Origin of the sequence: Fictibacillus sp. FJAT-27399 (assembly GCF_001510655.1) — a bacterium.
In the GTDB taxonomy this organism is placed as follows: Bacteria; Bacillota; Bacilli; order Bacillales; family Fictibacillaceae; genus Fictibacillus_C; species Fictibacillus_C marinisediminis.
On the sequence record NZ_LMVC01000002.1, the window covers coordinates 321,062 to 334,756 of the forward strand.

The following is a 13,695-nucleotide window of genomic DNA, read 5'->3' on the forward strand; positions in this document are numbered from 1 at the left end:
AAGCAGCCGCTTTCGGCTGCTTCGTTTTTATTTATTTTAAAAGGATTAAAGAAGTACAGAGCGAAGTAGAAAAGATTGAAAAAGATACGCACGATTCTCGTAAGTGTGGAGGAAGCTGACTTTGGATTATTTTTACGGCTGCTACAGGGGAACCTGCTATTCCATCTACCAAACCAATCGAAAGGGCAGAAAAATATGTTTAAAACGATCATCGAACCGCGCGTTTCAGAAACAGACGGGGTTGGACATATCAACAATACGACGATACCCATCTGGTTTGAGGCGGGCAGGAACAAACTGTTTAAACTGTTCACACCGGACAGTTCCTTCGAAAACTGGAAAATGATCATCCTGAACATGAATGTTGATTATGTGGATCAGATCTATTTCGGAAAAGATACCGAAGTGTATACGTGGGTAAAACGGATCGGAAATACAAGCCTCGAGCTGTATGAAGAAATTCGCCAGGACAACAGGCTTTGTGCAAAAGGGACGGCCGTCTACGTAAATCATGATGTTAAAAAGGGTAAATCGGAAGTGATTCCGGAAGACATCAGGTCTGAACTCGAAAAACATAGGTATAGTGAGAATGTGGAGTAAGAAGAGGAAAAGAAGCCAAGGCAGCGCGTTTTGGCTTCTCTTTTTTATGAAAATGATGTGTTTGGCAAGTAAAGCTTGTGGAACCGCAAGTAACGGGCCGTTTTTCGCAAGTAATCTTTGTCGAACTGCAAGTAATGGCCCAATTTCGCAAGTATTTCCTGTCAACTCGCAAGTAACCATCCCGGACGGAGGAATCTTCCCGTCTCAATAGGCTTTTTTGAGCAGGATTTCTGCATGATTCGCTGATTATGGATACAATAGGGAATAGTTGTACGTAATAGGGGGGAAAACTATGAAAGTTGAAATATGGTCAGATTATGTTTGTCCATTTTGTTATATCGGAAAACGACGTTTTGAGAACGCGCTGAACGACTTTGAAGACCGTGAAAACGTGGAAGTCATTTATAGGAGTTTTGAACTCGATCCTTCTTTCAAAAATGAAACAAATAAAAACATGCATACCGTTTTGGCTGAAAAGTACGGCATGTCCTATGAGCAAGCAAAAGGAATGAATGATCAGATGACACAGAGAGCGGCAGAAGTTGGCTTAACCTATGATTTTGAAAATATGAAACCGACGAACACCTTTGATGCCCACCGGGTTTCTCATTTTGCCAAACAAAAGGGACTGCTGAAAGAAGTGACAGAACGTATCCTTAAAGGTTATTTTACAGAAGCCCTTGATATCAGTGAGCATGAAACACTGGCGAAGCTTGCGGCAGAGGCCGGTCTTGATCAGGAAGAAACACTTGCTGTATTAAGAGATGGGAAATTCGCAGACGATGTCCGTGCAGACGAGGCGGAAGCATCACAACTTAAGATAACCGGTGTTCCTTTCTTCGTTTTCAATCAAAAGTATGGTGTATCAGGCGCACAGCCGGAAGCTGTCTTTACCGAAGTCCTAGAAAAGGTGCAGGAAGAAGAACAGCAAAAAAGCCCGATCCAAGTGATTATCAGCAGTGAGAAGAAAGAAAATAAGGATGATCAATGCTCTGACAGCTCCTGCAGCATTTGAGGGCAGTCATCCATTTTAGGAGTTGTTTATCATATTGAATACCGTCATTCTCAATGATAGGAAATTTGATGTAACAGATTTGCATCTTACTACTACAGCCAGCCAACTGAAAAAGATCCATTTCAAGTTTAAAGTAGAGCATAGTGAGTATCACGACATTACGACGCTTCTTTACAAAAACGATTTTGAAGTAAAAGTCCCTGAAAAAGACCTCCGATTCCGAGCTGAAATCAGCCAGTATTCTACGTCTATCACTGATTTGTACAAAGAGAACGCTGTTGGTGATTTTGCTCTTGAGCTTACGGAAAAAGAATAAGGGTGAAGAGAGAGAGCGGAAACCCGTTCTCTTTTTTCATGATAGAATAAGAAGAAGCTAAGCTAAACAAAGGAAAGGTGTGAGCCATGGAACCTTTTAAAACATCGGCACTTCTTGATGTAATCAGTGACCTGTTTTCACATGAAGCTTCTATTGCAGTAACAGATACAGACCATTATATTTACTACCAGCCAAGCAAAAGGATCAACCTGAAGATCAAGCCGGGTGATGGAATTAAAGAAGGCACCATTACACATAAAGCGCTGGTTTCCAAACAAAAAGTATCGCAGTTTATTAACCGTGATATTTTCGGCACCCCATATTACGGAATGGCGGTCCCCTTGATGGATGAAGGAGAGCTGAAGGGGTGTGTCACAGCTATCTTTCCGGCATTAACGAGCGGCAAGACGGTCGTTACCATAAAAAGCGAGGATGGCTGGATTCCGATTCCGTTCGCAGATATTCTTTATTTGGAGGCGAAGGAACGAAAGACGTATGTGGTCGGTGAAAAACATACTGGCAGCCATAAGGATACGCTGAATGAATTTGATTTTCTTTTACCGAAAGATGACTTTGTCCGATGCCATCGCTCGTTCATCGTCAATGTTCATCACATCCGGGAGATCTATCCGGAAACCCACTCCACATTTTTACTTTCAATGAAAAACGGAGATCAGGTTCCCGTCAGCCAGTCGTATGCAAGTTATTTCAGAAATCTGCTTGGATTCTAGGCGGATTTTTTTCTGTTTCAAGAACTGAATGTTCTGTTTTATCCTAATTTTTCGTGATTTTATCCATTTCTTTTCTTCCGATATTGATCCTTTGCTACACTTATGAAAAGAGCGAGATAGGAGTGAAGAGAATGGAAAGCGTTTACAATAGAATTAGAGATCAACGCTTACATGATCGGATTGTTTCAGCAGAGGAAGCTGCCTCGTGGATCCATGATGGGATGACCCTTGGCTTGAGCGGCTTTACACGGGCAGGAGATGTGAAAGCCGTTCCGTTTGCTTTGGCAAAACGGGCAGAACACGAACCGCTGAAAGTGAATGTTTATACAGGCGCTTCGTTAGGTTCAGATGTTGATAAACTGTTTGCGGAGAAGAACATGCTGAATAAGCGTCTTCCTTTCCAGGCCGATGCGACTATGAGAAAAGGCATTAACGCGGGAGACTTTCATTTTGTTGATCAGCATTTGTCGCATACGTCAGAATGGATTCGCTCCAATGTTTTGGAACCTATTGACTACGCTATTCTGGAAGCGGTTGCAATCACCGAAGACGGAATGATTATTCCAACGACATCGATCGGCAACTCCATGGTATTCTCACAGCACGCAAAAAATATAATTGTAGAAATCAATACAGCACAGACTGAATTACTAGAAGGTATTCATGATCTTTATGAACCGGAAAAACAAGGGGAACGTTCGCCCATCCCATTGACAAAGCCGGACGACCGAATCGGACTACCCGGTATGAAAGTAGATGTGGATAAAATTAAAGGGATTGTGTTTACGAATCAACTCGACTCCCCGTCAACTATTGTGGAACCGGATGATGAAACAGTCATCATGGCGCAGCATTTAATCTCTTTTTTGCGGGAAGAAATCAAGGCTGGCCGTCTGACAGATAAACTTGCTCCGCTTCAATCCGGTATTGGATCGGTCGCCAATGCCGTGTTTCATGGATTACTGGATTCAGAGTTTACCGATCTGGAGGTTTATTCAGAAGTGCTTCAGGATGCGGTTTTCGATCTGCTGGATGCGGATAAAGTACGTTTTGCGTCTTGTTGTTCAATCACCTTATCCTCGTCTAAGATGGACAAGGTTTTTTCTAACTTTGAAAAATATCGTGACAGGCTGATGCTCAGGCCGCAGGAGATTTCCAATCATCCTGAACTGATCCGCCGAATGGGGATTATTTCAATCAATACAGCACTGGAGCTGGATATCTACGGAAACGTGAACTCTACTCATGTGATGGGAACGAAAATGATGAATGGCATCGGAGGTTCCGGTGATTTTGCCCGCAATGCCCGCCTCGGCATTTTTGTGACCAAATCCATTGCCAAGAACGGCAACATTTCAAGCATTGTTCCGTTCGTATCACATGTGGATCATAATGAACATGATGTGGATGTGATTGTCACAGAGCAGGGCTATGCGGATTTGCGTGGACTTGCACCTAGAGAGCGTGTGGAAAAGATTATTCAAAACTGTGTCCATCCGATGTACCGCGAGCAGTTATCGGCCTATTATGAGGAAGCGAAGAAACGAGGAGGACAAACGCCTCACATCCTGGAAAAAGCGCTGTCCTGGCATATCAACTTTGAAAAGAACGGTACGATGCTTCAGAGGGTGGAGCAGCCCGTTTAGTAAGACAAAAAGAACAGCTGACTCCGCCAGGAATGGCAGACAAAAAGTGAAAGTAAAGGCTCTTGAAAGATAAAAGAAAACCACAAAAAGGGGCTGTCCAGAAAGTCGAAAATTGACCTTCAGGCAGCCCCTTTTTGGCTTGAAAAATCTTCAATGAAAAGTTAGTTGAAGTGGAAGATGCGAGACTCCTGCGGGACTAGCGTGACAGGTGAGACTCCCGCCGGTGCTTGCACCAAAAAGTAGGCGTTCACGCCGGTAAGGCTCACCGCACGCCCCGCGGAAAGCGAGCAGCCTGGAACAGAAATCAACAGCTTACAGACTTCTTGGACAGCCCCTTTAAAGCAAAGCTTTTTATTTTGGCTGGATGGTGACGTCCTTGCTGGAGTTCGCAGGGACGGTGACTTTTACATCCATCCATTGCTTCAGTCCATATGCTTTACTTTCAGTGATTTCACCTTCTGTGGAGCTGTAGCTTCCGGGTTTCATATATAAAGGAATGTTCAATGTTACTTCTTTGTTCAAACGATTTACAGCTGTAACGGTCTGTTTTCTCTGGGTTCCGTCATTCGGCTGGGTGTAATTGGCCTCAAAAGAAACCGTGCCCGCTGCTGTATTCCCATTTTGATAGACAGGCGTAGAACGCTCTGTTCCTTCGTAGATATAGGAACTAAAATCAGGGCTGGCAGGATTCTTTTGGAAGATTCGGTAACCTACCCATGGCTGCCCGGTCAGCTCGATGGAAGAGGTTGTAGAGTATAAAATGCCATCCTTTTTCGTAATGTTGTCAATATGTGTATGTCCATGCAGCGATAAGTTCACATGATACTGTTTCATTAAATCAATCATCTGCTGAGCTCCTTCACCGTGCCACTGCTGATCATACTTTTGGCCAAGGACTTCTCCTTGCAGCAATGTAGGAAGATTTTGCGGGTCATGCTTAGCGTCATAATTCTTCCAATAATCTGCAACCTGTGAATCGCTCGAAGGCCAGATATCACGGTCCCGCCATAATGGATTGTGGTGGGAGAAGAGACCTTTTATTTGTTCCGCATCGGCAGTTTCAGCGTTTTTTGCAAGGTCGTTTTTAATCCAGTCCATCTGCTGCTGCCTCACTTGTCCGCCCCATGTTGGAACAGAAACGGAACCATGTCCTTGCCGGTCAAACTTATCCCAGTCAAACGAGTTATATCCAATCATATGGGCATAAGGGCCATAATCAAAAGAGAAATACTGCGGTCCAAAGTATTGTTCCCAATATTTGGCGCCATCGGTTAATGTAGCATCCTGTGCATAATAGTCATGGTTGCCTGGTACAACATAGACTGGTACATTAAATTTTTTCAGCATGCGGTACGTTTCTTTATACTCATAAATATATTCCTTAGGATTCATCTGCCCAAACATTAAATCTCCGGTTAGTACGACGAAATCGGGCTTGAGCAGATTGACCTCCCGAATGGTCTTTTGCAGGTACAGCCATCTTTTGGACTCATCAGGAGTCCAAAATCCAGCCTCCGCAGCATCTTCCGGCTTAGCTAGATTACGGGGAGAACCGACATGGATATCCGTTAAGTGAATAAAACGAAAATCCTTTTTAAATTCATTCACAACTTTTACTGAATTCGGTTCTTCATCACTCACTTGAGCGCCGTCGGCCGAATAAGAAATATTTAAATCGTAAAGTTTTTCAGGGATGTCATCGGGAATCGTGACTGTAACATTGTAAATCGAGGAGCTGTCTTTCCAATAAGATGTACCTTTCTCAACCTTTGTCACTGGAAGGGCATACTCTCCATCAACCTGGGAAGCCGTGTTCTCCTGAAGTTTCACACCCCATCCTGAAGGTGTTTTCCCTTGTGTATCCACTTGTATAGTGAAACTGCTGCCTTTTTTCTTAATGGCTGGTGTAGACATCAGCGGATAGATGATGTTTTTAATTTTGGGATCTGCTGTCATGCTGGAATCCTGATCAAGATAGTGCTCTGAATTTCCGACCCCTCCATCCTGGCTTCCACCGCCGCTTATGGCATGAGCTTGAGTAACAGGAATAGCGAAAGAAAATATGGTAAAAAACATGATAAGTGATTTCAAAACTTTCATTGAACAACCTCCTTTATCGTAATGCAGTGTTAGACTAACAGTGCATTATGAAGGTATAGTTACGAAAGAGTGAAGCAATTGTAAGCTTAAGGTAAAAAAAAAATAAAAAAGGATGCCACCAATTTGGTAGCATCCCTGTAAGCTTAAAATGAGCTGGATCTGCGTCTTCTTCTGTTTTTAATTCTGCATTTAATAATGGTAACACGGCGGCCACCGCTTGTACGCCTAGTTCTCACTCTGCATTTGACTTTTTTCCTGCGACTTGACATTCAATCATCCCCCAATAACTGAATAATAGAGAAAAGAGAATATAACTCTCTTCTCTCTATCATTATATGGAGAACTCTAGCATTTGCTTGGACGAGCAGGTTAAATTAGTGGACCTTCATACCGAGTGGATGGCATCAGGTGAAAATCATAGGTTGCAATATCATCGGCTTTCGTCAAATAGGCATGGAGACTCTCAATCAGCATAAGATTTGGCACACTTGTTTTTTCTTTAATAAGGATGATCGGTTTTTGAAAGGCAAAGGCATAGCCAAGTTCGAATGCCGTTCCGCTGTCAGTACATAATCCTTCGTAATCGTGAATGGCAACTACTACATCCGCTCTTCGCAGATAATAGAGATCAAGGTTAAAAACAACTTTTCTCCATCCCTTGGATCCCCATGGATATTGCTGATTTTGGTGGAAGCGGGCAGAATAGAATTCCGCGACATATGGATTTCGGGTTAAGGCATTCTCAAGCCTTTGAATTCGTTCCAGCTGCTCCTTATCAAAGAAGGGACTGGCGATAAATACTCTCACGGTTCTGGTGTTAGGATCCATAAGATCTCCACTTTCTAAAGAAAGCTTCAATCCTTTTATATGCAGAAAAATATAAAAAAGAAGGCGCTGTGGCCTTCTTTTTTTGTTTCTTATTCGCAATCCTTACCAGTGGTGGGCTTTAGCGTTGCTTCTCAAGATAATGTTGTTCTGAGACATCTCAGTATGTCCATTTACTTGAGATTTTGAACGTTTCGGCCGTGTCCAATTGTGGTGAAACTTACCTGAGTGGGGATCTAAATGATCTTTGTAACTCATTGCTTTTCACCTCATCCGTTAAGAGTAGACCCTAAGAAACAAGGGTGATATTCAATGAATATCGCGATTATTATGTGCAGTTGCCGGGAAAATTATGTTATTTTTGTCTGCTTTTTTTCATCGAACTGATCGATTGCATCTGCTCTTGTCTCAGGGACATAAGCGAGGATGATCATGCCGATAATAAAAAGCAGAATCAGGCTGAACACACCGCTGCTTGAATTGCCGCTTACCTGAGCGGTGACAGCGACCAGCAATGGCCCGAGTATGGAAGCAAACTTTCCGAAGATGTTGTAAAATCCGAAAAATTCATTGGCGTTCTTTTTCGGTACAAGCTTCGCAAAATAAGCACGGCTTAACGCCTGGATCCCTCCTTGTGACGTTCCGACCAGCATTGCCAGGATCCAAAAATCGAGCGTTGTTTTTAAGAAATAGGCATAAATGCAGACAATGATATAAACGGCAATTCCCACGTACAGCATTTTTTTACCCGTAAACTTTTCAGCAAGTCTGCCGTACAGAATGGCAAATGGTGCAGCAACAACCTGTGTGACAAACAAAATGATGAGCAGACTCGTTGAACTGATTCCCAAATCCGTTCCGTATGCGGTCGACATGGAAATAATGGTGCCGACTCCATCAATATAAAAGAAGTAGGCGAGTAAGAAAAGAAATAGAGAACGATATTGTTTGATTTCCCTTAGGGTTTTGCCGAGGCGTTTAAAGCTATTTCTTACAGGAGAAGGTTCCTGTTCAACGTAATATTTTTGATGAACATTTTTAAACATGGGGATCGTAAACAGAGCCCACCAGCATGCGGTAATAAAAAAGGCAATCTTGCTTGCAGCGGCAGTAGAGAAGGGCAGCACTTCTTTTTGAGCAAGGATAATGATGGCGATGCTGATGAGAAAAGGAATGGTACTTCCGATATACCCTAACCCAAATCCACGGGCAGAAACACGGTTCATCCGTTCTTCCGTCGTGATGTCGATAAGAAACGCATCGTAAAAAACTAAAGCACCGTTAAATCCCAGGGCTGTAAACGTGTAGATGATCAATAACAGGAGCCAGTGCTGACTTGGAACAAAAACAAGGACAGCAGTTGAGACGACACCCAGTGTAAAGAAGAAGGTGAAGAACTTCTTTTTCATTCCCTGATAGTCCGCAATCGTTCCGAGGATAGGTCCAAGCATAGCCAGAATAAAGGTCGCAATGGCAATTGTATAGCCCAGGTACGCAGTAGAATCAGCACCACTTACACCGGCTTTCATCGCGGACGCTTTATAAAAAAGCGGAAACACAGCGGTTGTGATGATAATCGAATACGCAGAGTTAGCCCAATCATAAAACATCCAGCTGCTTTCTTCCTTCGAGAAACGCTTCATCCTCTTATCCCCTTTTTATTCCCATTTTCATTCTTTCCGCTTCTTATTTCTCCCTATAGCGTTAATAATCCTTCAACAGCCGCTCCGTCTGTATTCCCTAAGTGAAGACCAAGAAGTCGGGCAAATGTTGGTCCTTCATCTACGAGGCGCATGGACGGAATGGCCTGATGAGGGACAATTCCCTTGCCTGCCGCTGCAAAGAACGTACAGTAGTTTTCCTTTTCAGGGGAGTAGCCATGGGAACCCCAGGTGTATCGCTTTGCCTTCACATCTTCAGCTGTAATGTGATGCAGGAAGCCGCCGTTCAGCGCTTCTTTAAAATAATAACCCCTTCGTGCCTCCAGCATAAAATCAGAGTGCGCATCCGCACCTCTGGCTCCGGCTTCTTCTCCAGTTAATACCTGTTCAACTCCGCTGCTTTCATCTTGTGATAATTCCTGCAGCCATTGTTGAACCTTGTGTTTTGTGTCACGATCATTTTTGTCACTTATGTATATATATGCCGAGCCGTCGCAGCTATGGCAGTATGCCTTCCAATTTGTGACTTTTCCTCTGTTATTAACGGTAATTAGTCCTTGTTCCTTGAAGTAGACATTAGGCTGGATGGCAATGGATTCATCGAGGGCACTGTGGTCACCGAGTGCCACAATGGTCGATTGATCGTAAATACCGCTCTCCTTGAGCGCCTTTACGATCCGGCCGAGCCGAGCGTCGTGTCGTCTGAGGGCATCCATCGCTTCATCTGAAGAAAAGCCATGGTAATGACGATTGGTATCCAGATCGGTAAAATGAACGAGCAAGAGCTGCGGTTTTCTTGTTTGAATGGTATGGACGGTTGATTCCAGGACAAAATCATCAAGCTCAGGCTGACTAAGCCCTTTTCGGATATGGCCAAAACGGCGGTTCATCTCGAGCTGATAGGTGACGCTTCCATTAAAAAGAGAGACAGGTATCTGATGGTGCCAAGAACGGTTGGCGAAAATCTCTGGCATGTTGTAATCCATTTCAGCCTTGGCGGTTACCGGCCATAAAAGGGCTCCGGTCGTCATGCCTGCTTTCTTCGCTTCATCATACAGGGTTGTGCCTTTAATATGCCGTCGGTGCCAATGCCAGTCAGGGGAGGGCCGGCCTGGCTGAAGATAGGTATTATTCACAACGCCATGCCTGTTGGGATAATTGCCGGTAACGATCGTGGCATGGCAAGGGTAGGTGACAGATGGATAGATTGATTCAACATTCTTGCAATAGGATCCGTTCTGCAGGAGTTCGGCAAAATGGGGAAGCTCCTGCAGCATAGGGAAGTCCAGTGACGAAAGACAATCGAATGATATGACGAGTAAATGATCGGTAAGACGGTCCATAGCGGCCTCCTTTTGATTTATTCATTCTTACTTTTAGTTTAAAGCAAGAAATGGAAAAAGCACCAAAAAACATAGGTGCTCTGAAAGAATGGATCAGTGATGCATGGAATCTGCGGTTTTTACGATGTCTTTAATGGAATATTTTTTTTTGCTTTTAGGTGATTTAATCAGCATGATGGAGTGATAAAGGCCGTCTTTTTTCCATCGGATTACTTTTGAAGTCTTGCTGTTATTTACTATGGTTGCTTTCGTTCCGTCTTTTAACTTAACCGTTTTAGGCTTCTTGCCGTCTGAATCAAAACTTGTGTTTTTATTATGATAGGTCGAGGCATGCAAAACGGAGTCGACTCCATTGCCAAATATAAATTCTGTCATAATAATTTTCCCTTTCGGATCTCCCGCAGGCTCACTTGCAAAAGTTAAGTCGGCATTTTTGGATTTGAAAGGAAATTTCGTTGGAGCCTCCAATTCTTTTTGAACATCTTTTGGAAAGGCCTCAGCTACTTTTTTTATATCCCTTGGATATTCCTCTTTTAACTTTTCAACAGCACTGGTTTCCTCATTGCACGCAGTTAATATAAGAAGAAAAAATAGAGATGTGATCATCAGAATTTTTTTGGGCATATCAATAACTCTCCTTTTAGGTTTTAGTAAATTAATATAGGCTTCTTTGTCGGTGCCAGGCACTCCAATTACACAAGTGTGTAATTGGAGTGCCTGGCACCATTTATGCAAATTAGGGCTTTCTACAGATGCTTTGTCGAATAAATATACGATACTATGAATATAGTATATTTTTTTCATTTCTTGGAAAAGGGGAGATTGAAAGATGGGATTTAAGAAACAAGCAGCAGCAGGGCTGATCGGCCTCAGCATCCTGGCAGCACCGTATGCGGCATGGGCAGAATCACCGGGAAAAGCAACGCCGCAATGGCATAACGTAAACGCATTTGAAACTCTGAGTGAAAAAGACGGCAGCTTATTCAACAGCGAGAACTATAACTTTACGAAATACTCACAGATCGGCCAGCAGCTTCTGAAGATTCAGAAGCAAAGCCATCGGATGACGGTCACCAAGTACGGGAAATCAGCAAACGGCCGGGATATGTATGTGGTCACAATCGCTGACCAAAAAGCAAAAGGGCAATTAGGATTTTACAAGAAACTTAGAAAAGAGATGTTTAAGAATCCCGAAAAAGCTCAAGTCTTTATTGACAAGCATCCGGACGTCAAGGTGCCTGTCATGATCAACGGATCAATCCACGGAACAGAGTTTGCTGGATCAGATGCCGTACTTCAGCTCATTGAACGGTTTGCGAAAAACAACGACGCAGACACAAAGCAGATCCTCAGGAATCAGATCCTTATCTTTAATGTAGTGGCCAACCCTGATGGACGAATTGATGCGACCCGTTTTAACGGCAACGGCATTGATTTAAACCGCGACTTCATCACGCAATCCCAGCCGGAAACTCAAGCGATGGTGTCACTCATCAAAGAGTGGAACCCGATGGTGTTTCTTGATCTTCATGGTTATGTAAAAGACTATGGCGGTCCAGATAAACCGGGGCTGATCGAGCCGTGTACGCCGCCTCATAATCCAAACTATGAATATGACCTTTTCTCCAACTGGGCGATGAACCAGGCGAAAGCAATGGAGTCTGAAATCGTCAGCAACCGGAAAGACTATAAGAATACGAATACGGCTACTTCAAAAGTAGATTACCAGAACATGAAGGGAGCCTATATACCACAGCGGGATGACACAGCAGGCTGGGACGATTATCCGCCGATCTTCACTCCGATGTATGCCATGTATCACGGATCTTACGGCTATACTCTTGAAACGCCGACTAATGACTGGGATGGCGTAAAGTGGCATTACGACGCGGTAATGGGTGCTCTGAACTACGCCAGCCAAAATAAAACCGGTATGGTGAAGGATCAGATTGAAGTCTTCAAACGAGGCATCAACTTTGATCATCCGTTCCATAAAAAAGGATTCTTCCCGAAGGCTTATATCCTGCCTTCTGATCCAACAGATTCTTCAGCAACAGAAAAGGCGGTCAGCCATCTCATGAAAAACGATATTGAAGTAAGCAAATCAAAAAAAACGTTCAATTTTAATGGCAAGACCTATCCTGCCGGAACGTACATCGTGAACATGAGCCAGGCGAAAGCAGGACTGGCCAACACGATGCTTTGGGATGGGGAAGACATCACGGATGATACTCCAGCGATGTACGACATTTCAGCATGGAGTCTCCCGGAACTGTGGGGATTTGACGCGATTCAGGTACCGGCTGACAGTAACCTGAAATTCTCTTTACAGGATGTCAAAAGTGCGCACGATGAGGGCAAGCTCATCGGGAAAGGGCCATATAAAATTCCGAACACATCGGTAAAATCAGTTGAACTTGCCAACAAGCTGATCAACAGAGGCTACGCAGTCCAACGCGGGACAGAAGGTTCTTTTTACATTAAAAGCAGAGTGAACCATGATCTTATGCAATTCGTCAGAAAGTCTGGACTGATCGTCAAAAGTGCGGCCATTCCTAATCAAGCCCAAAACGTAAAACAGCTGCATGTCACCATTTTAAAAGATGGAGGAATGGGCAAAACTCAGTCCCACTCCGGAACAAAGCTTGCCCTTGAACGGCTGGGCTTTAACGTGAGAGAACTCGCACCAAGAGATCTCGCAGTTAAAGGACTTGGCAATACTGATGTATTTTTCTATAACGGAACATCCAATCTCATTTCCTATAAAAACAGCAAAGCAAACGCGGAGTTCGGCCTGGAAAACGAAGCACAATTCCAAGCCTTGAAAAAGAACATTACTGATTTTGTTAATGGAGGCGGGAAGTACATTGCTATTGGTTCTGGAGCAGCAAGTGCTACAAAAACGCTTGGGCTGACCAATGTGACCATCAACAAAGGAAACCCTGACAGCAATGGGATTGTTCGCGTCGATTATAATCAAAGCGCCCTGACTCAAGGCTACAATGAGAGTGATTACGGATTTGTATACGGCCCAGTTTGGTACTCCAATACGGATGGTTATGAAACGGCAGCTTCTTTTAAAAACAGCAGCGAATTCTTTATGGCAGGGCATTGGAAAAATCGCCAGGCCGCCCAGGGACAGGCTGTCATAATCAAGGACCAGTCCAAGGACGTCACGCTTATGGGAATCGAAGCGGGCTTCAGGGATCATACCGATTATCTTTTCCGCCTGCTTTCCAATGCAGTTTACAGCAAATAGAACAGCCAAGCATCTCTTAGCGGAGGTGCTTGTTTTTTTCGCTAAAAGACTTTCAAAGTAAAGACATAAAAGGCACCTCCATGAGAGACTAGCCCAAGCAAGAAAAGAAAAAGCCATCATCTGTAATTTCATCTGTCCAGCCCTCTTTTTATCATTAGACGATTTCAAGGTTCGTAACGTTACTTCCATCACTAGGTGG

General features: G+C 43.7%; 13 protein-coding genes. 6 read left to right on the plus strand and 7 right to left on the minus strand.

Translation table 11 applies throughout. The features are described from left to right. Positions 1-75: 75 nt before the first annotated feature. The 5 genes from AR335_RS06725 (at position 76) to AR335_RS06745 (ending at position 4,308) form a co-directional block, all read left to right on the plus strand. Positions 76-600: an acyl-CoA thioesterase gene (locus tag AR335_RS06725; RefSeq protein WP_234293219.1), complete on the plus strand. Its 525-nt coding sequence runs from the start codon at positions 76-78 to the stop codon at positions 598-600. A gap of 292 nt (positions 601-892) precedes the next feature. After that, positions 893-1,615 carry a DsbA family oxidoreductase gene (locus AR335_RS06730; RefSeq protein WP_062233468.1) on the plus strand — a complete coding sequence of 241 codons (723 nt, stop codon included), beginning with the start codon at positions 893-895 and terminating at the stop codon, positions 1,613-1,615. 34 nt (positions 1,616-1,649) lie between these two features. Next, the gene (locus tag AR335_RS06735; protein ID WP_234293220.1) at positions 1,650-1,931 is read left to right on the plus strand and encodes a DUF3219 family protein; all 282 of its coding nucleotides are present in this window, start codon (positions 1,650-1,652) and stop codon (positions 1,929-1,931) included. 86 nt (positions 1,932-2,017) lie between these two features. Further along, positions 2,018-2,662, plus strand: coding sequence for a LytTR family DNA-binding domain-containing protein (locus AR335_RS06740; protein WP_062233474.1), 645 nt, complete (start codon positions 2,018-2,020; stop codon positions 2,660-2,662). Positions 2,663-2,793: 131 nt separating this feature from the next. Continuing rightward, positions 2,794-4,308 carry an acetyl-CoA hydrolase/transferase family protein gene (locus tag AR335_RS06745; RefSeq protein WP_062233477.1) on the plus strand — a complete coding sequence of 505 codons (1,515 nt, stop codon included), beginning with the start codon at positions 2,794-2,796 and terminating at the stop codon, positions 4,306-4,308. A gap of 161 nt (positions 4,309-4,469) precedes the next feature. On the opposite strand, the gene AR335_RS23745 is transcribed toward AR335_RS06745, so the two are convergent. The 7 genes from AR335_RS23745 to AR335_RS06770 form a co-directional block, all read right to left on the minus strand. After that, complete coding sequence (locus AR335_RS23745; RefSeq protein ID WP_156418804.1) at positions 4,470-4,616, minus strand: hypothetical protein; 147 nt, start codon at positions 4,614-4,616, stop codon at positions 4,470-4,472. 43 nt (positions 4,617-4,659) lie between these two features. Further along, on the minus strand, positions 4,660-6,408 hold the full coding sequence (locus AR335_RS06750) for a metallophosphoesterase family protein (RefSeq protein WP_062233481.1): 1,749 nt from the start codon (positions 6,406-6,408) through the stop codon (positions 4,660-4,662). A 369-nt stretch (positions 6,409-6,777) separates the two neighbouring features. Beyond that, positions 6,778-7,236 (minus strand): nucleoside 2-deoxyribosyltransferase, encoded by a 459-nt coding sequence (locus AR335_RS06755; RefSeq protein ID WP_062233484.1) that lies wholly within the window; start codon positions 7,234-7,236, stop codon positions 6,778-6,780. A gap of 102 nt (positions 7,237-7,338) precedes the next feature. Further along, on the minus strand, positions 7,339-7,491 hold the full coding sequence (locus AR335_RS23000) for a YpzG family protein (protein ID WP_082316169.1): 153 nt from the start codon (positions 7,489-7,491) through the stop codon (positions 7,339-7,341). 92 nt (positions 7,492-7,583) lie between these two features. After that, positions 7,584-8,876 (minus strand): MFS transporter, encoded by a 1,293-nt coding sequence (locus tag AR335_RS06760; protein WP_062233487.1) that lies wholly within the window; start codon positions 8,874-8,876, stop codon positions 7,584-7,586. Positions 8,877-8,929: 53 nt separating this feature from the next. Further along, positions 8,930-10,237, minus strand: a complete 1,308-nt coding sequence (locus AR335_RS06765; RefSeq protein WP_062233489.1) for an alkaline phosphatase family protein — start codon at positions 10,235-10,237, stop codon at positions 8,930-8,932. 93 nt (positions 10,238-10,330) lie between these two features. Next, positions 10,331-10,861 carry a hypothetical protein gene (locus AR335_RS06770; protein ID WP_062233492.1) on the minus strand — a complete coding sequence of 177 codons (531 nt, stop codon included), beginning with the start codon at positions 10,859-10,861 and terminating at the stop codon, positions 10,331-10,333. Between the two features lie 205 nt (positions 10,862-11,066). Here AR335_RS06770 and AR335_RS06775 point away from each other — a divergent pair, with 205 nt between their 5' ends. Beyond that, positions 11,067-13,496, plus strand: coding sequence for a M14 family zinc carboxypeptidase (locus AR335_RS06775; RefSeq protein WP_062233495.1), 2,430 nt, complete (start codon positions 11,067-11,069; stop codon positions 13,494-13,496). Positions 13,497-13,695 lie beyond the last annotated feature (199 nt).